Below are 21,112 nucleotides of genomic sequence, written 5' to 3' on the forward strand. Positions count from 1 at the left end.
TCCTCCTGAAGTAACGTCATTTTGCCCGACCTGACGTTACAACAGGTTACACCACATACACAAAAGCCCCCCGCACAAGCGGGGGGCTTTTGAATTTGAAGGGTATTTTCAGCTAACGATTGATTTCATAATAGTCGATCAGCAGGGTATCGATATCATAAACATTCACAATCAATCTATTATCCACTCGCGAGAGTTTGCAGAAATGATATTTTTCCAGGAATAGTTCGCCGCAGGGGTGGGTCCGGGCCTGATCGCGAAGAGGGGCTCCTCCCCCGCCCGCAACAATGTAATATATCCCGCCGCAGAAAGAACGCTCGTAATCATGATCATGACCGGTGAAGGCGATATCGACACCATATTGCTCAAATAATGGAACCAGAATTTGCCGCAGACCCATTTCGTCCTCGGCATGAGAGCCGGTGCTGTAGGGCGGGTGATGGAAAACCGCCACCGTAAAGAGAATGGAATCGGCGATGGCGGCCAGATCCGACAGGAGCCATTGGTATTGATCGGAGCCTGCGGAAATACCGACGCAGGTATTTAGAATAATAAAATGAATGCGGTTTCTGTCAACCGAGTACCATTCTTCATTATTGGGCAGATCAAAATTCGCAAAATACAGCGGTGACTGGTATTCATGGTTTCCGAGGGCAGGGAAAAATTCCGCCGTGGCGAGCATCTCGGCGACTATATTATTGAAAATGTCCCAGTCACTTTGGAGATTGCCGTTACCGACCAGATCACCGACATGAAAAACGGCGGCCGGTCGGACGTCAATAATAAGATTTACGATGGCCTGGTGGGCCTCGTGACCGGTTCGGGTATCGCCGTAAACGACAAGACTGGGGATCATATCGACGGAAACAAGCTGAGTGTCGGTCTTTAAGCCATCGGAGAAAATTAGCGTAAAAGAAGTGTCCGCGAGACCATCATCGGGGGTTCCATAAATACTATCGCCGGAGGATGTCAGCCATTGGGGATAGTTCAGATACGTTATAAGCGTATCGGGGCCGTCGGTATCAGCAAAATCAGCTCGATAGCTGAAATAAATGCCGCCGGAAGCTTCGGTTTGAATGGCCGACAGAATTTCGGGAGGATCATTCTGCGGTGATTCGACTGATTTCTCCTTGCCGCAAGTGCAAATCAATAATAGAATGGCCCCAAATAATATTGCGGATGACTTCACGAATAGAGATTTTGATGAGAACATCGGCTTTTCCCCTATTAAGTTTGGCGTGACATTATAATTTATTAATCGGCCGGGACAACAGCAACCATAAAGCATGCAAAAGACTGAGTAAATGAAAAAAACCTGAATTGCTTCAGGTTTTAATTTATGGAGGGGGGAGGATTCGAACCTCCGAAGGCTTCGCCGACAGATTTACAGTCTGTTCCCTTTGGCCGCTCGGGAACCCCTCCAAATATATTTTTCTTATCGGCCGCCTCTCTAATCCCTTCAGCTTAATAAAGCCGGCGAAGGGACTCGAACCCCCGACAGGCTGATTACAAATCAGCTACTCTACCAACTGAGTTACGCCGGCGCCGATAAATAGAAAGCTATTATATATATTTTTACGAATATGTCAAGCCAAATAATCAGCCCTATTTTAATCGGCGGAATGATAGTGCATCGGCCCGGCTATATTTTTCTTTTCCACTTGGTTCCGGCCGGAGTATCCTCGAGGATGATGCCTTGCTGCAGGAGATCATCCCTGATTTTATCGGCGGCGGCAAAATCGCGCCGTTTTTTGGCCTCTACCCTCTTCTGGATGAGAGCTTCTATCTCGTCGTCGATGCCTTCTTCGGCGCGAGGCAGGAAATCGAGAACGGTATCAATCTTTTTCAGGACCTTGAGCGCCCTATCGCGTTCGTCGGCCGAGAGTTTATTTTCGGCCTTAAGACGGTTGATATCCCGGATGAAATCGAAGACTTCAGCCAGTGCCGCCGAGATATTGAGGTCATCATCGAGCGATGATTCGAAACCGGACAGCAGTTTGTCAATGTACGTGTCGGCTTCACCGGAGGATTTTCCGCCGGGGTAATCGGCCAGATTATTGTGGAAGTCGGTATATCGCTCGAGGGCATTGGCGGCCGCTTCGATGCGTTCGAAAGTAAAATTAAGCTGCTGGCGGTAATGAGTGGACAGCAGCGCATACCTGACGGCGATAGCCGAATAGCCGCGTTCCATGACCTGGCGAAGGGTATAGAAATTATTCAGCGATTTGGCCATTTTGCGGCCATCAACAACCAGGTGCTCACTGTGAAGCCACAGGATTGCGAACGGTTTTCCGGTGGCGCCTTCGGATTGGGCGATTTCGTTTTCATGGTGCGGGAAGATATTATCGACCCCGCCGGTATGTATATCGAAGGTTTCGCCGAGGTATTTCATCGACATGACGGAGCATTCCAGATGCCATCCGGGACGGCCCTTTCCCAATTCGGTCTCCCAATAGACATCGCCATCGTTTTCATCCCAGGCTTTCCAGAGGGCGAAATCGGAAACCGATTCTTTTTCATATTCGTCCGAGGCGACCCGCGCGCCGGGTTTCAATCCTTCAAGGTCAATATGAGATAATTTTCCGTAGCCGTTGAATTTAGCGATGGAAAAATAGAAATTACCCTCAACTTCGTAGGCGAGGCCCTTTTGCATCAGGGTCCCGACCATCGCAACCATCTCGGGAACATGAGTGGTGGCTTCGGGATAATGCTCGGCGCGTTCGATGCGAAGGGTATCGATATCTTCGAAGAAGGCCTTTTTGTATTTGGACGTGTATTCATCAAGGGAAATACCCAGTTCGCGCGATTTCCTTATGGTTTTATCATCGATATCGGTCAGGTTCATCACCTGAGTGACTTTGTATCCTTTGTACTTGAGATATCGGCGCAGGAGATCTTCGAACATGTAAGTCCTGAAGTTGCCGATATGGGCGTAGTCGTGGACGGTCGGGCCGCAGGTGTACATCCGGACATGATTATCTTCGAGGGGTGAGAATTCTTCCTGTTTGCGAGTCATTGTATTTGTCAGTCGGAGCGACATATCGATTTCCTCATGCAGCGGTCAATGAGTCCACTGTCTTTTTATTCAATTTTTTAATAACGGCCACGGCCAGTTTCACAATGTTGTCATAATCTTTACGATAGATGATGCTGTTGTGCGAGTGGATGTATCTGGTTTCGATTCCGACAAAGACGGTCGGGACGCCGGAACGACTGACATGGATGGCGGCACCGTCGGTGGTTCCCCTTAACAAAGATGTCAGGTGGTAGGGAATTTTGTTTTCCTCGGCGGTTTTCATGAATAACTCGCGGAGTCTCTGATTGGGGATCATGCCGCCGTCATAGACCAGAATGGCGGCCCCTGCCCCCAATTTTTCCGATACTTTGCTGCCATCGGGAGGAATATCGCGGGCGACGGTAACGTCGAGAATGACGGCCACATCAGGATCGACCGTGTGGGCGACAGTCTTGGCGCCGCGAAGGCCGACCTCTTCCTGAACCGTTCCGGCGCCATAGATAGTATTGGGATGGGCGGTTTTCTGGAAATGGCGAAGAATATCGATGACCATGGCGCAGGCGACGCGGTTATCCAGGGCCTTGCCGAGATACATCTGGTTATGATTCATGACGGTAAATTTGGAATCGGGGATAATCGGATCACCAACTTTGACGCCCAGTTTTTTCTTGATGTCATATTTTTCCATGGTTCCGACATCGATGAACATCTCATCGATGTCGAGGACCTTTTCGCGGTCCTTCGCCTTCAGCAGATGGGGCGGTGTCGAGCCGACGACGCCGAGGACGGGACCCTTGGAAGTCATGATCCAGACGCGCTGGGCGAGGGCGACATGTCCCCACCAGCCGCCCAAAGGGAGAAACTTGATGAAGCCGTCGCTGGTGATTTCCCTGACCATAAAACCGATTTCATCGAGGTGTCCGGCCACGACCACCCGGGGTGAATCGGAGGTACCCTTTTTGCGGCCGATAATGGAACCCAGCTTGTCAAAGCTGATGTCGGCCAGGCCCTTCATATAGCGGGCCATCACTTCTCTGGCGGCTCCTTCATGACCGGAGATGCCAAAGGCATTGGTTATATCCTGCAATAGAATTTCGGTCTGATCCATGATCACTCCTTTTTATTCGAAAATTTGCCAAAAATGGAATATACGATTATCTAATGAAATCGTCAAACTAATCCGCGATATAATCAAGAAGTTTTGTCAATGATTCTACGACAATCTGCCCCGGTTTCATCGGGTCGGGGTATTCTCTTCCGGCACGATATTTTATGATCGTGTGCATCCCGGCGCCGGCGGGCCCTTCGCAATCCTCCAGATATCGGTCACCAACGAAAAGCGTCCTGGCAGGCTCGGTTTCCAGAAGATCGAGCGCCTTTTTGTAAATTGCCGAATGCGGTTTGCGATATCCAAAGGAGACCGAAAAAATGGTAAAGTCAAAAAATGACAGCAGGCCGAAACGCTGCAGTTCGCCGATATGATATTCCTCCGGGAAATAAGTGTTGGAGACGAGGCCGATTCGCTTGCCCCTTGATTTAAGAGATTTCAGCACAGACGGGGCATCGGCGAAAATGGACAATTGCCGGGAGACCGGAGTATAATAAGCTTCAAAAAACCGGTCGGGCAATGGGCCATTATTTTTAATTTCGAATGACCCCAGAAGATCCTTGACGGCGTCGATAATGCGCCATTCTTCAAGCGACTCAGCGGAGCGTTCGCGATATCGGCCCCATATCTCAACATACCTGGCCCAGAAGTGGTCGATGGGAGGCAGTTTATACCCATCTTTTTTCAGGAATTCATATCCGGCATTGACGCAATTTACATCGAGAACACTCCAGGGAATGGTCTCATATTCGAGAAGTGTCGAGCCAAGATCAAAAAGGATTCCATCGATACTGTATTTGGTCATAATTCTCTATCTATTCAGCGCAGTTTTGCAAATCAAATCGACAAGTTTCTCAAAATCCATTCCGGCTTCTCTCGCGGCCATCGGCGCGAGCGATAATTCGGTCATGCCCGGTAATGTATTAACTTCCAGAAAATATGCTTTGTTCCCCTTATCGAGGATAAAATCAACACGAGCCAGGCCGGAGCAGCCGACTATTTCATAAACTCGGGCAGCCGTTTCCTGAATTTGATCCCGGATATTATCGGGAATTGGCGCCGGGCAGACATATTGCGATTTCCCTTTGGTATATTTGCACTGATAGTCATACAATTCGTTGGTCGGAATGATTTCCACCAGAGGAAACGGCCGGCCGTTCAGGACGGAGGCGGTGATTTCGCGGCCTGAAATATATTGTTCGGCAAGAACCTGCCCGGTGACTTTCCGGGCCGTCTCAACGGCGGCCGCCAATTGGTCGAAACTTCTAACCAGTGTCAAGCCGACGGTCGATCCTGAGTTATTCGGTTTTACGATCAGGGGAAATGCGAAATGAGCTTGAATCCGATTAAGGAGGCTCTCAACGTCGCCAAAGTCATTGCCCTTGAAGAGCAGCCAATCGGGTGTCAGGATGCCTTCATGGCTCACCAGGCGCTTGGTAAAGGCCTTGTGCATGGCCACAGCCGAGGCCAGGACACCGGAACCGGTATATTTCATGCCGGCCAGTTCCAGAAGGGCCTGAATGGTGCCGTCTTCACCACGTCCGCCATGCAGGGCGAGAAAGACGATATCGGAATTTTTATAGTCGGGCGATTGTATCGACTCGGACAGGGCCAGATTATCTTTTTGTTTCAGGGCAATTTTGGACAGGGAAGCGGTATCTTCGGCCAAAAGATATTTTCCTTCAGCATCGAGCAATGATATACCCGAGGCCGAATCGATGACAGCAACATTATGGCCGAGCTTTTTGATTGCCTCGGTAACGGCCCGAGCCGAAGCAAGTGAGACATCACGTTCCTCGGAGAGCCCCCCGGCGAGCACCAGAATTTTAAGTCTTTTTTCCATTGTTTCTTATTTTCTTAATTTTCAGGATAATAAATACTAATATCGCGGTAATTATTATCGGCCAGGCGATTTTTTCATAGAGGTGATAATAATGCGCGATGGTGTCGAAGTTGACAACAAATATATAACTGCTGAACAGCAGTAAGCCATTGAATATCCAGAATGAGATTGAGGAAAAGGCGAAGGTCTTTGTCGGGCTGTATTGTCCGATGCCGCAGACAAGAGCAATAGCGGCCCGGGCGCCGACAATAAAACGGCTGAAAATCAGCAGAATGGCTCCCTTTCGGGCGAACCAGATTTCCAGACGATTGATATCTTCGACAGAGAAATATTTATAATTTTTCCTGATGAAATAATTCCGGCCCAGCGACGTTCCCAGTGAGTAGACAACCATGGTGGAGCCGATTCCGCCCAGATAAACGACTCCGAAGACGAGAAAAATATTCAGCCATCCGGCCGCGGCCAGGGCGCCTCCGGCAATGGTAAAAAAATCGCCGGGAAAGGGCGGGAAAATATTCTCGATAAAAGATGCTCCCACCAGGGCCAGATAAATCCAGAACGGCCCGTAAGCGAACAGCTTCTGGAGAAAATCATTTATCAGGTTGAACGACTGTTCCATGATCCTTATACAATAAAGATGTGGCGATAACCGCAATCCCCTCTTCCCGTCCGACAAAACCCATCTGTTCGTTGGTCGTGGCCTTGACGGCGATATCATCGATCGTAACTACCAGGATGCGGCTGATTTTCGATTTCATGGCGTCAAGATGAGGCGCGAGTTTCGGTTTCTCGGCGATTATGACGGCATCGACATTCCCCACCTGAAAACCCTTTTGCACAATCATCTTGAAGACTTCCGACAATAATTTGGTCGATTGCATATCTTTGAACTGCATGTCGGTATCGGGGAAATGCCCTCCGATATCGCCCAAGCCGGCCGCTCCCAGAATCGAGTCGGCGATGGCGTGAAGAAGAACGTCGGCATCGCTGTGGCCGTCGAGGCCGTATTCATGGGCAATGATGACGCCGCCCAGGACCAGAGGGCGCCCTGTCACAAAACGGTGTGAATCATAACCGATCCCAATTCGAATATCAGGCTTCACGGTTATTCTCCTCTATTATCATTTTGGCCAATTGCATATCTTCTTCGGTGGTCACTTTAAGATTTCTTTTTTCGGGAATAACGGTCCTGACTTTGAAACCAAGCGCTTCCACCAGGGCGGAATCATCGGTCACTTCCCTGCCCGATATATATTTTTCATGGGCCGATTTAATAAGATCATATTGGAAGACCTGAGGCGTCTCGGCGCGGTATAATTTGCTTCGGTCAAGCGACGAAATAACATAGTCGGCTTCGACTCTTTTGACCGTGTCGGCAATGGGGCGGGCCAGGATCGCCGCCCGCTCTTTGTGGGCGACGGCGATAACACGGTCAATATCGGCGGCATCAACAAGCGGCCGCGCGCCGTCATGGATGGCCACAAAGCCGGTCGAAATCGGCAGCGCCTTGAGGCCGTTAAGAACCGATTCCCGGCGCGTTTCTCCCCCCTTGATAATACGTTTCAATTTGGCGAAGGAAGATTGCTTCACGACTTTATCGCCGGCATACAGCATAAAATCCTCGGCGATGACAAGGACAATTTCATCAACCAGCCGGGCCTTTTCAAATTGCATGGCGGTCCAGGCAAGAAGCGGCCGGTCGAGAATAATTCGGAATTGTTTCGGTATGTCGCCGCCGAAACGGACACCCCGTCCGGCCGCAACGATTAATGCCACCGTATTCATATCGGTTTAATATATCGGGTGTATTTTGGAATTGAAAGATTAAATTTTTTATAAATCAGCGGTCACAAAATCAGCATACAATCGCCGTAGCTGTAAAAACGATATTCCTCTTTGACGGCGATATTGTAGGCTTCGAGGATTTTCTCCCTGGTGGCAAAGGCCGAGACAAGTATCATCAGCGATGATTTGGGGAGGTGGAAATTGGTTATGAGGTGGTCCACCAGCTTGAAATCGTGGCCGGGTTTGATGTACAAATCGACGTATCCGGCATAAGGCTGGACCTTTCCTTTGACAAGAGCGGCCGATTCCAGGGTTCTGACCGAGGTGGTGCCGACGGCGAATATTTTGCCGCCGTTTTCCCTTATCTTATTTATGCGATCGGCGGCATCGCGGGAGATTTCGGCAAATTCAGCATCGACCGAATGTTCATTGATATCATTCACTTTGACGGTTCTAAAAGTTCCGTAGCCGACATGCAGGGTTATCGGGATGATTTCGACGCCCTTATTTTTTATTCGAGTGATGGTTCGGTTGGTAAAATGCAGCCCGGCGGTCGGGGCGGCCACCGCTTTGGTTTTCCCGGGATCGGCAAATAAGGTCTGATAGCGGCTTTCATCTTTCTTTTCATCGGGACGATGAATATAGATCGGGAGCGGAATATGACCGAATTTATCTATCAGCCGGTCGGCTTCGGACTTACTCTTAAATTTGATTATTGATTTTCCGGTCGGCAGTTTACTGACTACTTCAAAGGAGGATTCATCGTCGAGAAACAGGGACTCGCCTTCTTTGACACGTTTTGTGGGGTGGGTCAGCACCTGCCAGCAATCCTGGCCCTCATGCTGAATTTCTTCAAGCAGGAAGATTTCTATTTTTCCGCCGGAAGCGCGTCGGGAGAAAAGTCTGGCTTTGAGGACCTTCGTATCATTGACAATAAGCCCGTCGCCCTTCTTCATGAAATTGGCGATATCAGGGAATTTGCCATGGCTGATTTGGCCGTCGGCGCGGTCCAGTATCATCAGGCGCGAGAGGTCGCGTTGTCTGGCCGGGTGGTAGGCAATTCGGCCCTCAGGCAGGTAGTAGTCAAATAGCGATAGGTCCATTACGTCTCATTTTTGTCCATCAAGTCGGAGTAAAATGCTGGTTTATTCCGATTTGTCAAGGTAATTTATTGTATGGTAGTAAAATATGAACCAAATACCGTGTCGGGTCCGTTCGGCAGCGGCCATTGGGGCGTGAAAATTAAGAGGCAAAGCCAAACGGCCGCTATCAGGCGGGAGTATTTCAACTCAATCCGGCAATCTTCATGAAGGTCTCCGCCTTCATATACTCATCTATCAGACGGGTTTTCAGCCGTTCGATATAATCGTCATCGACCCTAAAGAATTTGATCGTTTCAGGATCAAGCCTGGTGTTGGAGAGCCCTCCGGCATCGACTGGTAATCCGTTGTGGGCGACATAATTAGCCAAATTTATCAGGTGAGCAAGGTCGTCGCTCTGATTCTCCATGGCCGGGCTGTGATGATAACCGATGGCGTCGGCAAGCCGGTCGGGCAGTTTCCAGGTTACGGCCAACTGACGCCCAAGCTGGGCATGGTTGAATCCCATGGTAATAATCTCGGCCTCCATCTGGGAAACGTTTTCATGCGTCTGCAGATATTCCATGACCTGTTCATGCTCACTCGGCATAAAGCAGCAAATTATCATTTTACCGATATCATGAATCAACCCGGTGGAAAAAGCCGGGTCGGGATTAAACATTTTTCCGCTATGGAAATCTTTGGCGATGACACGGGCGGAGAGGGCGGTCGAGAGAGAATGCCGCCAGAATTTTTCATGATATTCTTTGTTTTCCTTGTTGGCCTTGAACATGCTCAGCACCGAGGCGGACAGGACAAGATTTTTGACCGCTTCAAGTCCGATAATCATGACGGCATGATTTACCGAATCGATTTCGCGCGACAGGCCATAGAATGCGGAATTGGTCAATTTAAGGACTTTTACCGACATGGCCGGGTCTTCGGAAAGAATCGCGGCGACATCAGCCACTGAGGTTTCAGGATTGTTCAGGACTTTCTGAATCCGCTCGAAGACTATGGGCGGAGTGGGAAGATTTCTGATATTGCTGATGACCTGTTTTAGTCTATTTTCGAGCGACGATGTAGCTGATGTTGTCGTCATATTTCACCTCATGCCTTAAATTGAGTCACATCTGTTTATATATCACATCCCCGAAGGACGGGCGAAATGCCTAATTTTTGCCGTCGACAAATTGGGGGGCCGGTTCACTGTCCCGCAGGTATTTCAGGATTTGCTGACTATTTTTGAGTTCCTTCAGTTCCGTTTTGAGACGAGAATGCCGTCCCCGAAGATATTCTTCGTTTTCCTTGACCAGGCCGATACTTTTCTTGACCATGGTAATAATGCTGTTGACCAGTTTCTTGACCTCGGGTGCGGCCGATGCAATATGGAACATTTTCGGATTTTTTTCTTTCAGGGCGGCGATTTTCTTTTCGGATTGCTGAATGCGCTGATGACACCGTTCGATTTCGGTATAGAGGTCCAGCAGTTTTTCGTCCCGTTCGAATTTGACCATATCTTTTTGTTTATCAATAAGGATATAGAGGGACTGATAGAAAGAATATTCCTCCTTCAGGACAAAAATGAGCTCTCGCTCCAATTGCGTGATTTGATTAAATTCCATATTTGTCGCCTCATCAAATCGAAAATGATACACCGCGGACGGGCTTTTCCTGATGCGGTTCATTCTCAGTTTTAGCCGTTGTGTGTTTAATTTGCCCGGCCAGTTGATCCCACCCCTCGCGGACATTGCTCAGGACGGTGATGGAATCGTCAATCAATGAAAGATCCTTGGTGGCCTGGACGATATTAAGTTTTTCGATGACATATGCGTAAAGTTGAGAAAGTCTTCTTGCAATGTCCTGTCCCTTGTCTTCATCGAGAGTCGTGTACAGATGCACGACAAATTTCTTCGCTTTCTCGATCGAATCATAACCCTCTTTTGTCTGCCCCTTTTGATAGGCTCCGGCGGCCTGTTTGAGGCTGGCGATGGCGCCGTCATAGACCTTAACGACCAGCTCCACCGATGTGCGGCCGAGGGTGTCAACGGCCTCGTACTTTTTTACATTATTATTCATCATGACTTTTTCAGTATTTGACTCCAATTTTGATTTATGCTGGTCAATTGCGATTCCAGGTAGGAACCTTCCGATTGATACTGCGACAGGAGGGATTCCATCTGCAGGAACTGGTTGTATAAATCCTCCCGCCGGGTTGCCAGGCGTTCTTCATAGTCGGCGATTTGATTACTGATACCTTCAATCTGCTTATTGAGTGATGAGGTGCGCCGGGCGATGGACCCATCAATGGTTTTGGTTATATTGTCCAGCGTACTGGTCAACCGGCTGCCGAGTCCGCGTGAAATCGAGATGGTTTCCGTGAGGGCTCCATTAAGGAGCTGATTTTCGGAGATCATGATTTTCAGCTTGATACCATCGGTGGTGGCGTTGTCTTCATCACCGGTCAGGAATTGTCCTTTTCCGGTGGCGCTTTCACCGTTGATGGTACCTTCGACATCACTGCCGGCGTGCACCACGCCTCCCGCAAGGCCGAGGACATTGTAGGCATTAGTGGATGATGTGGTTTCCATGCGCACCTGTGATTTCGAGCCATAGGTCGCGCCGGTTATTTTAAGGTATCCGGAGCCGGAGAGTGGAACCCACTCCACGACGACATCCTGGTTATTCAATTTCGGATCGTTATCGATTTTGGATTGTATTTCGCGCGCCAGAGCGCCGCCGGAGGTGTAGGTGCCCTCGGTGAGCACCAGATCCTCGGATACAAGTCCATCCACTTTTAGCTTCAGGGTATTATTACTGCTGTCAATCGTTATCGGCGATACGGCGGGGTCATTTATCAGAGTTCCCTGGAAATATCCTTTGGAGGCGGCTTTGGTGATCCTGACCTCATAATCTTTTCCGGGGATGGAGTTGTCGGAGGCCGAGACAAATTCCACATACTGCGAGGATGATGATGCGGAATTGACAAAAAGATTGGCAAAGCTATCGAAGTCATTCCGGATGGCATCGACCAGTTTGGCGGAGTTGACCATTTTTAGCTGGCCGTCCGCCCCCGTTCGAATACCGATGGCCGACAGGGAGTTGATTCCATTACCGAGTTCCGTTATAACGCGTGTCGCCGATGATCTCAGGGTTGACTGCATGACTTGAAGAGAATAATCGGCAAAAAGGACGCCGGATTCTTTGGTGTCGGTATTATATGAAAACTGATCGTCGACAAAGCTCATGACGGCATTGTATTTCGTCACGAAATCGTTGACCATGGTCCTGATGGCTTCGGTATCGATACTGGTATTGATAATAATCGACTCACCCGGTTCGGTCGTTTTTTTGACATCGAGGGAAACGCCGGGGATGATTTCTTCAAAGTGATTGGTCGCGGAATTGACGATAATCGGCGATCCGCCGTTGGTGCCGTCTCCCCCGACCGCCAGCCGGGCATCGGAGGCATTCTGCAGAAGGGGCGCAAAGCCGGCCACCTGGAAGGAGTCACCGGCGGTCAACTGGCCGGATGAAAATGACAGCTTAAGGCCGTCGGCTCCGGCGCCGGTCAGTTCCACCTCGCTGTCGGCCTGGGTCACCAGAATCGTTCCCGAATTGGTGCCATCGGACCAATTAAGGGCAATTATATCCGAGCCGATGGTCTGCGTTCCGTTGCCCCCAACCGTAAAGGTATATAATTTATTTTGACTGCCGCTATATGAGGCGGTCGAGCCGAGCGATATGCCGGTGGTTGTTCCGGATGACAGTTTTATCATTTCGGGATTATCGAAGGAGCTGTTTTCAAAATCGAGCATTTCGCCGCCGGTGAGATCAATGTCCAGCTTGATAGTATTGGCGGCACCGGTTTTGGAGGCGGTTATGAGCAGCCGATATGGATTCGAGGAAGTGCCGTCATTAATGATCGACGCGGAAACGCCGGCGCGGGCACCATTGATCGCATTCTTGATGCTGATGAGGCTGTTGTTTTCGGAATCGACATTGATGGTGGTGGTGCCGCCCTGACCGACGGAAATTTTAATTGTCCCGGCACCGAAAATCCCGGTGGTGGAATCGCTCACGCCGCGCGAAGCGACCTGATGATTGCGAGCCAGCGAAAGAACGCTGACATTGTATGATCCCGAGGAGACGCGACCGCTGGCGGTGGCCGAAAGGACGGACTCATCGGAAATATTTATGTCGGCCTTATTATAGGATGACTCTTTTTTCATCAGACTGACCTGGCTCTGGAGGGCGATAAATTTGGCCAGGACGGCCTGGTAGGCGGCAACCTGCTGCGTCTTATATTTCTTATCCTGCTCCAGCAAAGTAACAGGATACCTCTCGTATGACATGATGGTGTCGACAATAGAGGAAATATCGAGATTTGATGCCAGCCCTTCGATTGATTGTGTGCCCGGCATATCTTCTCCTATAAGTTTGTTGCATCCATTTATAATGCAGTAACGGTATCCTTAGGGGTTGAAAAGTCGTATTTCACCCCATATCCATAACGAACTCTATCCTGTATATTTTATCGGATTTTTGGCAGATTTATTCAGTTGGAATCGGGACAACTTTTTGAGTCACATTGAGGAACAGGCAAAAAAAAGCCGGCGGGTGGCCCCGCCGGCTCGTAAGAAAGAAATTACTGGAAGAGAGACAGAACCACCTGCGGGACCTGATTGGCCTGAGCCAGCATTGCGGTGCCGGCCTGGAGCAGGATCTGGTTCTTGACAAAGTTAGACATCTCAGCAGCCATATCGGTGTCACGAATGGTCGATTCGGACGACTGCAGGTTCTGCGAGGCGATACGAAGGTTTCTCAGGCTGGATTCCAGAGTGTTTTTCTGGAAGCTACCGAGCGTGCCGCGAATCGTGGAAACCTGGTCAATCGAAGAGTCGATAACGGACTGGGCATCCTGGGCGCCCTGGACCGTTGTAACATCGATGCCGGCCAGCGAGGTGAACATATTACCGGCAATATTCCGGCCCATGGAAGAAGCAGCCATACCTGGCAGACTGATTTTGGCAATCTGTCCGACATTGGCACCGATCTGGAAGACCAGCGACTGGTCGGTATTGCTGATGGTTTCACTTCCGCCGTTGGAGGTCAGATCGATGTTGACCTTCAGCGATTCGGTCCGGTCAGCGTTATAAACGATGGTGTCGATTCCGGCGGTAACCGTGGTGGCGGGACCGGCGTTAAGTCTGGCGTCAAACCTGGCCGCGGTCGCATCAAGCAGCATGGAACCGAGGTTGATTCCCTGGTTGGCGGTGGCAACGGTAATACCGATAGTGCCGCGACCGGAAACACCTTCAGCCTTGTTGGCAAGGACGAAAGTCTGGGTCGAATTGTAATTGACGGCACTGATGGTATTGGTATAGTTGTCAAAGCTGACCAGAGCGTCGGTACCCTGAACAGCCACGGCGTCGGTTGACATACCGAGAGCAGCGCGGGCGGCGCCGACATCATCGGTGGAGGTGGCCAGCAACTGGATGGAGTAATCGGAGCCTTCATCCATCAGGGTGAACTTAATCTGATTGTCATTGACCTTGGCGACTGAAATATTATTGACGCCGGTGGCGGCAGTGCCGAAATCGGCGGCAAGGTCGGTCTCCAACTGGGCAATCAGGGTATCGATGGAGGTGTAGGTTCCTGCCGTGATGGTGGTCGTCGCGGAAATCGCGGAAGCCGCTTTGGCGACATCAATATCAAAACGAAGTTCGTTGGCGGAAGCGCCACGGGCACTGGCGTCGGCAAATGAGAACCACCCGGTGGTGGCGTCGGTGCTGAAACCTTCAATCGCGGCCGAATAGTTCGCGCCGGAGTTGACGGAGCGGAAGACGAGTTCATTGCCGGCTGAAATAACGGCCTCAGCGCGTCCAGCCAGGGCGGCATTGTTATTGATGGCATTATTCCAGGCAGAAGCCACCTGAGCGGTGGTCATAGTGTCGGTTACATCCACACTCATGGTCTGCCAGCCGGCGACCGACTGACCGTTTTCCTGATAGTTCAGCTTGACGGTATAGGTACCGGCATTGCTGGCGGTCGCGGGGGCGCCGATGGCGGCGGCCGAGGTCAACTGGGCCGAAGTGGCGGCCGCGGCAAATTCGAGACCATTGCCCCAGGCATCAAGAATATGGACATTGTTCGAGGTTTTCGCCGCGCCGGCGGAAGCCTGAATGACGTCGATATTATGAATGCCTTCGGTCAGGCTGTACGGGGTAACCGTACTGTCGAGAGAGACACCAAACGATGTGATGTTCAGGGACGCGGTCGCATCAGCCGTCTTGGTGGCGGTGATGGAATGCGTTCCGGTGGATAATCCGCTTTCGATCAGCATGATTCCAGCGCTGTTGGAACTGGTGATGGTGGCAACATTGGCCTTGGTGCCATCAAGCAGTTTCTTGGTTCCAAACTGGGTATTGGCAGCAATTCTATCAATTGTCTGAATGGCGTTGTTGATTTCTGCCTGGTCGGCTTCGAGCTGAGCGGTATCGTTGAAGCCTTCATTAGCGGCGTGAATGGCCAATTCTCTCATCGAAACCAGCAGACTGTTGATTTCATTGAGAGCGCCTTCAGCCGTCTGAATCATATTGACCGAACCTTCGGAGTTCTCAATAGCCTGATTCAGACCGGCGATCTGAGCCCGAAACTGTTCGGATATGACCAAACCAGCCGGGTCATCAGCAGCACGGTTAATCCGATAACCCGACGAGAGCTTTTCCATCGATTTGGTCAGATTCATCGTCGTGTTAGTCAGATTCCGGTGCGAGTCAATCGCAGCAATGTTGTTGTTAATACGAAGTGACATCCGTCATTTCCTCCTTGAATATTGTTTGGGATTTCCTTACCCCTAACAAAGCTCTCAGCCCATTAACGGGCGTACATCCGATGTCACTTTATTCCTATTAAAAAACTGAGGTAATTGGAATTCTTGTTCTTATACACCTCCCCTTTAGTTAAATATTTAATTTAACGGTTAAGTATTTCATCTTCTTTATTGATAATATAAATCGGCAAAAAGCTTTAAAACTTTATAACTTAATGGCTCCGGCCGGAGATTAATTATCCTTGGATTTCAACAACTTAGGCAGTGGTTTTAGGGGCTTCTATCTCCGCTAAACGGCTTTTGGCGGGCTGAAAATCGGGATTAATTTTCAGAATCTGCAGATAACCGATGGCCGCCGAATCAGCATATCCCAGATTATAGTAACATTCCGAGATATTAAACAGCGCCTCAACGTGGCTTGGATTTGAGGTCAGGAATCGCTCAAAATGCGGCAGGGCTTCAACATAACGTTCGAGCCGGCGATAAACAGTGCCGACCGCAAGGCTGATGACGATGTCATCAGGGGCTATCGCTATATATTTTTCAAGAAGCGGCAGAGCTTCGTTCAGCTTATTCAATCGAAGCCGGGTCAGGCCAAGATTTCGCCAGGCCGCGGCCAGTCCCTCGTTCAATCCCAGGGCGCGGGCATATAATTCCTCGGCTTTTTCATAGTCACCAAGTTTAAAATAGCATCCGGCCAGATCATTGTAAGCTTCTGAATCATGAGGAGATAACTCAACACATTTGTCAAAGGCGTCGATGGCGCCGGAGAAATCACCCTGTTCATAGCAGGCTTTTGCCAGAATATTGTAGCCGGTCGCATAATCGGGTTTGGCCTGGACCAGGGCAGCCAGAAGCCGAACCGCCTTGTCATATTTTTTTCGTGCCAGCCAGAATAATCCGCCGGCTTCATATATTTCGGGCCGACCATCGGTTAATTCGACGGCTCTATCGAGGAAACTACCGGCCTTTGCTTCATTGCCGAGCAGAGCATAATATCTGGCCTTATGTAAGTTGGCCAAATCCGAGGATGGATTCAGGGCCAGTTCTTTCTCGATATATTCCCACGCCTTGTCGGCTTCTTCACGATCAAGATATATATCGGCCAGCTTGAGATTTATATCCTGGCAGGGTTCCTGTTCCCTGAGAGCTTTTTTGTAATAATTTTCGGCCCGGGTCGTATTGCCCTGTATTTGGTGTATCAAACCCAGCGAATAGTAGGCACGATGGCGCATGAATCCGAAGAGGAGAATTATGCTTAATTCTTCCCTGCCGGCATCATATTTTTTCTGCTCATCAAGATATCGAAGGAAATATTGCTCCGCCTTATCATAGTCATGCATTCTCCCGCAGGCCTCCCCGATAGTGTACAGGGCGTCAAGATAGTCCGGTTTGGTATCGAGCGCCTGCCGGCACTTTGCGGCAGCCTCTTCGAACCGGCCGCAGGCGATTAAGGTTGTCGCCTGTTGATGCAGCCCCTGCAGATAGAGCGGCAGGGTGGCGCGGTTTCGGGGGTCACTGAGTTCGACCACGCGGGCGGCATGTTTCAGGATAAGGCCGGCCAGTTCTTTGTCGGGCTTTTTGGTGACGCCTCGAAGCAACTGGGCATAATTGAAATGGACAAAGGGGTCATCGGGCTTGAGCATGAGCTGTTTTTCCAGCAATTCACGGGAGCGGGCGACCTTTTTCATTTTTTGATCATGGGGCAGGTTGTATCCATAGTGTTTGATTTTCACGCCAACCCTCAAAATGGGTTCATTGTCGGGAAATTGCAGTTGATTGTGCACTATCCCCTCATAACGGAACCGGGCTTCCCGGCGGAAAAGACGCGGGGACGGCAAAAATGAAGTGCACTCCCCTGTTTTCTTATCGGTATTCAAAACGGATATCGAAATAATTCGAAAATCATCGCGATTGATTGCCTGACGCAACACAGGCAGATCATCTTCAATAAATTCTTCATCGGCATCAATAATAAATATCCAATCGCATGTCGCTTTTGAAATAGAGTAATTGCGATGCCTGGAGAAATCCTTGCTCCACTTCTGCGGGAAGACTTTGGCTCCATAAGAACGGGCAATTTCGACGGTCCGGTCGGTCGATCCGGTATCGACGATAATTATTTCATCCACCCAGTTTCGGATCGATTCCAGGCAGGCGGGCAGGAATTCCTCTTCGTTTTTGACCATCATACAGGCCGATACGGTTGCTTTATATTTCATGGTTTTTTTGAGGATACGCAGTTCCTGGACTTGAGTACATTTTTCGAGACCGTTATCGACGACGGATTCGGCCTTTTCATACTCCTTGAGGCGCTGGCAGAGGGCGGCCAGATTTATATATGGATGATGATAGGTTTCATTGTGTTCGATTGCTTTTTGGAACGATTCGGCGGCCCGGTCGGTCTCCCCGGCCGCCTGCCATGCCAGGCCGAGATAATTGAACAGCAGGTGCAGGTATCCTTCACTCAGGAGCCCGGTATCACCAGGGCGCTTTGATCTGGCGGTAAACAATTCCAGGAATTTTTCGCCATGTTTCAGGCATTTATCATAGTCTTTATAGTTAGCATAAATATAGGAAAGTGCAAAATGAAAGTCACAATCATTGGCATCGATTTCAAGCCCCTTACAGGCGGCATCTTCAGCTTCGGGTAATCGGCCGCTGTTGGCCCGGGCGAAGGCCGTCAAACGCAGAAATTTCAGGCGTTCGGTTTCATTTTTTATGCCCGGAGACAGGTTTTCCAGCAGATCGATGCATTGTTTGAATTTTTTGTCATGATACAGCTTTTCGGCTTTGATCAATGACGCTCCAATGGTATTATCGGAGCTTTCGCTCGTGCTGTTTTTGGGATTCTTGCCGAACTTTGATACAGCGGTTCGCGTGCGGGAGGTTTTCCCCCGGCTTTTTTTATTCTTCTTGCCCGGCATTTTAATCAAACGGTTGCGGGTGCCTGATACTGTTTTTCTTCAACGACTTTGTCAGTGTCCTGCATGACAAAGTATTTTACTTCATAGCCGGAATTGACCAGCACCAATTGCTTGGCCAGCCGCGTTTCGGTGTTAATCAGAATCGGGCCCTGCAGGTTGATTGACATATCCCGGGGATCGGTCGGAATGGTGACAATGGTGTAAGTCTCGACGGACTTCACATCCTTGATGTGCAATTCCTCGATTTCCTTGGGATTCACCTCTATCCTGTATCCCGGGCAGAAGAGCAGCGGATTCACAACCGGAAAGGCCGCGCCGGGGTCATCGACGGACTGGTACCACAGGAAGGGTTCGCAGTCCTCGCGCTCGATCAGGCAATATCGTTTCAGGTTTTCAAAGCCGAGAATCGGTTTTGACATGGTAATGATTTTGTCATTCGGAATTTCCAGTTCTCCGAATCTTAGTGTCATGACTTTCATTTATACTTCCCCTGTAAAAAGACTATCCTCTATTTCAAGAAGTTAAGCAATGACGGTTGTATGATTTTGGAGGCTGCAATCAACGCCGCCTGATAGCTGTTTTCCTGCATTGCCAGATCAGTAACCAATTTTGTCAAATCGGCATCTTCGACATCACTGAGCATTTTGGTAAAATTGTATTGTAAATCACTCAGCCGCGAGTCGGTCGTTTCCATGCGAATCACTTTTGAGCCGACCGCGCCACGGTGGTTGAGGACATTTTGCAAACCTTTATCGAGATTTCCGATAATCTGTCCGATGACTTCGCGATCATCATTCTTGAGGGCATCGACCAGGATCATCAACGATCCGATCATATCGGTTGAACCGAAAATGCCCAAATTATGAGCGGTACGGCCGTCATCGACTTCCTCGATTTTCATTGATGCAGTCGTGGACGTCGACACGATTTGAAGGCCGGTTTGTGAACTGTTTATCGTGGCATTAATATCAAGGCCGCTGTTATTGAAGGCATCCATCAGATCGCCGACGGTCGAGTAGGCGGTATTGCCCAAGTCAAGAAAGACCAAGCGATTTCCCTGGGAAATTTTGACCTGCCCCAGTTCGAGACCGAGTCCGTTTTTCAGAAGCGTCAGAGGGGTAGTCTCGGTTATGATCGGTGTCAGGCCGTCACCTACTTTGGTCAGGGAAAAATCGCCCAGGAGGCCGAGATCGGCCGCAGTGGTAAGACCGGCGGCGGCTTCGCTGACGGTAAAATCCATGCGCGGATTAAGATCACCGCCTGGAAGAGTCGGATCTATTTCGCCAAGTATGCGGAGGTCGGCAGCAGTCGAGCCGGTCGCGGAAGCCTCATCAATGATGAGTCCGAGCGGAACGCCGTTGGTGTCGGTGATATCTATGCCATTGCCGGCGGCATTGATAGCGGCCGTCACATTGTTAATCCCGGCAGCGGCAAGGGTTGTGTTGATAGCATTTATAACATCGCCGATATCATTAGCGGCGGTCAAATCGACATCGACATTAATGGAATCATCGGCGTTATGAATCGTTATTTTGCCGTCAGTCAGATCGACGCCCCGGCCGTCATTGAGATTCGAGAGCAGGGTGGCTCCGGTAATCAAGCCGGTATCGACAGCATTCCAGCGAAGATTGTTGCCTTCCTGACCGAAATCGACCGTCAGGTTGGTTATGCCGGCGGCGGCCAACTGATTGTTGATCAAAGTCAGGGCATCATCCACCGTGACGGCACCGGTTATGTCAATCGTGACATTGAGGCCGGTGTTATTGTCGGTTACTTGAAATGTGCCGGCCGAAAGATCGACTCCGGCGCCGAGGTTGAGATCGGCAAGCAGCGTGTTGCCGTCGATGCCTGCCTTAAAGTCGGCATTTTGGCCGAGCGGGGCAAGTTGACCGAGGAGGATGTCGGAACCGATGAGGTTAATACCGACCTTGCTCCCGGCTTCGATTTCGACGGCAATATTGCCTTTGTCTCCCTGAAATATGACACCGGCGGCCGCGGCGCGAAACGCCTTGACGCCGGTCCGATATCCCGAGAAAATATAACGGCTGTCAACCTGGCTGTTGGCCAGCTCGATAATCTGTTCAAAGAGCGACTGGGCCTCATTAGAGGCCGAATCCCGGGCATTGGCATCGAAGGTGTCATTTGACAGCGAAACCGCCAGTTCCCGGGCCGACGACAAGATATCGCTCATATTTCCGAGGATATTATCATAGGAAGCCAGGAGATTGGAGGCACTGCTAATATTCTTCTTGTACTGTCCGATTTCGGAAAGAACATTTCGGTACCGCAGATCCTTCTGGGTTCCGATCGGGTCATCGGACGGCTTGTTGATGCGCCGGCCGGATGACATATTCTCTTCCAGGTTCATGAACCTTGCCAGTGACCGGTTAAGGTTGGAAAGGACCTGGTCCGAGATCATGTTATTGGTTACTCTCATAACATCCTAATCTTCGTAATAGACAAACTCCCTGTCGCTGCCATGCGGCGGATTTTTTATTTTGGCTCCGTTTTGCGGTGAT

17 protein-coding genes and 2 tRNA genes are annotated in these 21,112 nt (G+C 50.0%); all 19 read right to left on the reverse strand.

Features of this window, described 5'->3' with window-relative positions:
* Nucleotides 1-112: 112 nt before the first annotated feature.
* Nucleotides 113-1,288, reverse strand: a complete 1,176-nt coding sequence (locus tag CVT49_02535) for a hypothetical protein (GenBank protein PKK84473.1) — start codon at nucleotides 1,286-1,288, stop codon at nucleotides 113-115.
* Between the two features lie 52 nt (nucleotides 1,289-1,340).
* Nucleotides 1,341-1,422 (reverse strand) — tRNA-Tyr (locus CVT49_02540).
* A 49-nt stretch (nucleotides 1,423-1,471) separates the two neighbouring features.
* Nucleotides 1,472-1,544, reverse strand: a tRNA-Thr gene (locus tag CVT49_02545).
* A gap of 98 nt (nucleotides 1,545-1,642) precedes the next feature.
* Nucleotides 1,643-3,040, reverse strand: coding sequence for a cysteine--tRNA ligase (locus CVT49_02550; protein ID PKK84474.1), 1,398 nt, complete (start codon nucleotides 3,038-3,040; stop codon nucleotides 1,643-1,645).
* A gap of 10 nt (nucleotides 3,041-3,050) precedes the next feature.
* A complete protein-coding gene (locus tag CVT49_02555) occupies nucleotides 3,051-4,124 on the reverse strand; it encodes a peptidase M28 (protein PKK84475.1) in 1,074 nt (357 codons plus the stop codon).
* A 67-nt stretch (nucleotides 4,125-4,191) separates the two neighbouring features.
* A complete protein-coding gene (locus tag CVT49_02560; protein ID PKK84476.1) occupies nucleotides 4,192-4,929 on the reverse strand; it encodes a hypothetical protein in 738 nt (245 codons plus the stop codon).
* 6 nt (nucleotides 4,930-4,935) lie between these two features.
* Entirely contained in the window at nucleotides 4,936-5,967 is a 1,032-nt protein-coding gene (locus tag CVT49_02565) for a D-alanine--D-alanine ligase (GenBank protein ID PKK84477.1), read from the reverse strand.
* Nucleotides 5,951-6,685, reverse strand: coding sequence for a hypothetical protein (locus CVT49_02570; GenBank protein PKK84478.1), 735 nt, complete (start codon nucleotides 6,683-6,685; stop codon nucleotides 5,951-5,953). Before CVT49_02570 ends, CVT49_02565 begins: the two co-directional genes overlap by 17 nt.
* Nucleotides 6,558-7,058, reverse strand: a complete 501-nt coding sequence (locus tag CVT49_02575) for a 2-C-methyl-D-erythritol 2,4-cyclodiphosphate synthase (GenBank protein ID PKK84609.1) — start codon at nucleotides 7,056-7,058, stop codon at nucleotides 6,558-6,560. Before CVT49_02575 ends, CVT49_02570 begins: the two co-directional genes overlap by 128 nt.
* A gap of 1 nt (nucleotide 7,059) precedes the next feature.
* On the reverse strand, nucleotides 7,060-7,752 hold the full coding sequence (ispD, locus tag CVT49_02580; GenBank protein ID PKK84479.1) for a 2-C-methyl-D-erythritol 4-phosphate cytidylyltransferase: 693 nt from the start codon (nucleotides 7,750-7,752) through the stop codon (nucleotides 7,060-7,062).
* A 62-nt stretch (nucleotides 7,753-7,814) separates the two neighbouring features.
* A complete protein-coding gene (locus CVT49_02585) occupies nucleotides 7,815-8,855 on the reverse strand; it encodes a tRNA preQ1(34) S-adenosylmethionine ribosyltransferase-isomerase QueA (GenBank protein ID PKK84480.1) in 1,041 nt (346 codons plus the stop codon).
* A 181-nt stretch (nucleotides 8,856-9,036) separates the two neighbouring features.
* Entirely contained in the window at nucleotides 9,037-9,933 is an 897-nt protein-coding gene (locus tag CVT49_02590) for a hypothetical protein (protein ID PKK84481.1), read from the reverse strand.
* Nucleotides 9,934-10,003: 70 nt separating this feature from the next.
* Nucleotides 10,004-10,456 (reverse strand): hypothetical protein, encoded by a 453-nt coding sequence (locus tag CVT49_02595; GenBank protein PKK84482.1) that lies wholly within the window; start codon nucleotides 10,454-10,456, stop codon nucleotides 10,004-10,006.
* Between the two features lie 13 nt (nucleotides 10,457-10,469).
* Nucleotides 10,470-10,913, reverse strand: coding sequence for a hypothetical protein (locus tag CVT49_02600; GenBank protein ID PKK84483.1), 444 nt, complete (start codon nucleotides 10,911-10,913; stop codon nucleotides 10,470-10,472).
* Nucleotides 10,910-13,255 (reverse strand): hypothetical protein, encoded by a 2,346-nt coding sequence (locus CVT49_02605; protein PKK84484.1) that lies wholly within the window; start codon nucleotides 13,253-13,255, stop codon nucleotides 10,910-10,912. The genes CVT49_02600 and CVT49_02605 overlap by 4 nt, the downstream gene beginning before the upstream one ends.
* A 224-nt stretch (nucleotides 13,256-13,479) precedes the next feature.
* Nucleotides 13,480-15,648, reverse strand: a complete 2,169-nt coding sequence (locus CVT49_02610; GenBank protein PKK84485.1) for a hypothetical protein — start codon at nucleotides 15,646-15,648, stop codon at nucleotides 13,480-13,482.
* Between the two features lie 275 nt (nucleotides 15,649-15,923).
* Complete coding sequence (locus CVT49_02615; GenBank protein ID PKK84486.1) at nucleotides 15,924-18,602, reverse strand: hypothetical protein; 2,679 nt, start codon at nucleotides 18,600-18,602, stop codon at nucleotides 15,924-15,926.
* Entirely contained in the window at nucleotides 18,599-19,072 is a 474-nt protein-coding gene (locus tag CVT49_02620) for a flagellar assembly protein FliW (protein ID PKK84487.1), read from the reverse strand. The genes CVT49_02615 and CVT49_02620 overlap by 4 nt, the downstream gene beginning before the upstream one ends.
* Nucleotides 19,073-19,101: 29 nt before the next feature.
* A complete protein-coding gene (flgL, locus tag CVT49_02625) occupies nucleotides 19,102-21,030 on the reverse strand; it encodes a flagellar hook-associated protein 3 (GenBank protein PKK84488.1) in 1,929 nt (642 codons plus the stop codon).
* Nucleotides 21,031-21,112: the final 82 nt, after the last annotated feature.

Source organism: candidate division Zixibacteria bacterium HGW-Zixibacteria-1 (assembly GCA_002838945.1).
Classification (GTDB): Bacteria; Zixibacteria; MSB-5A5; order GN15; family PGXB01; genus PGXB01.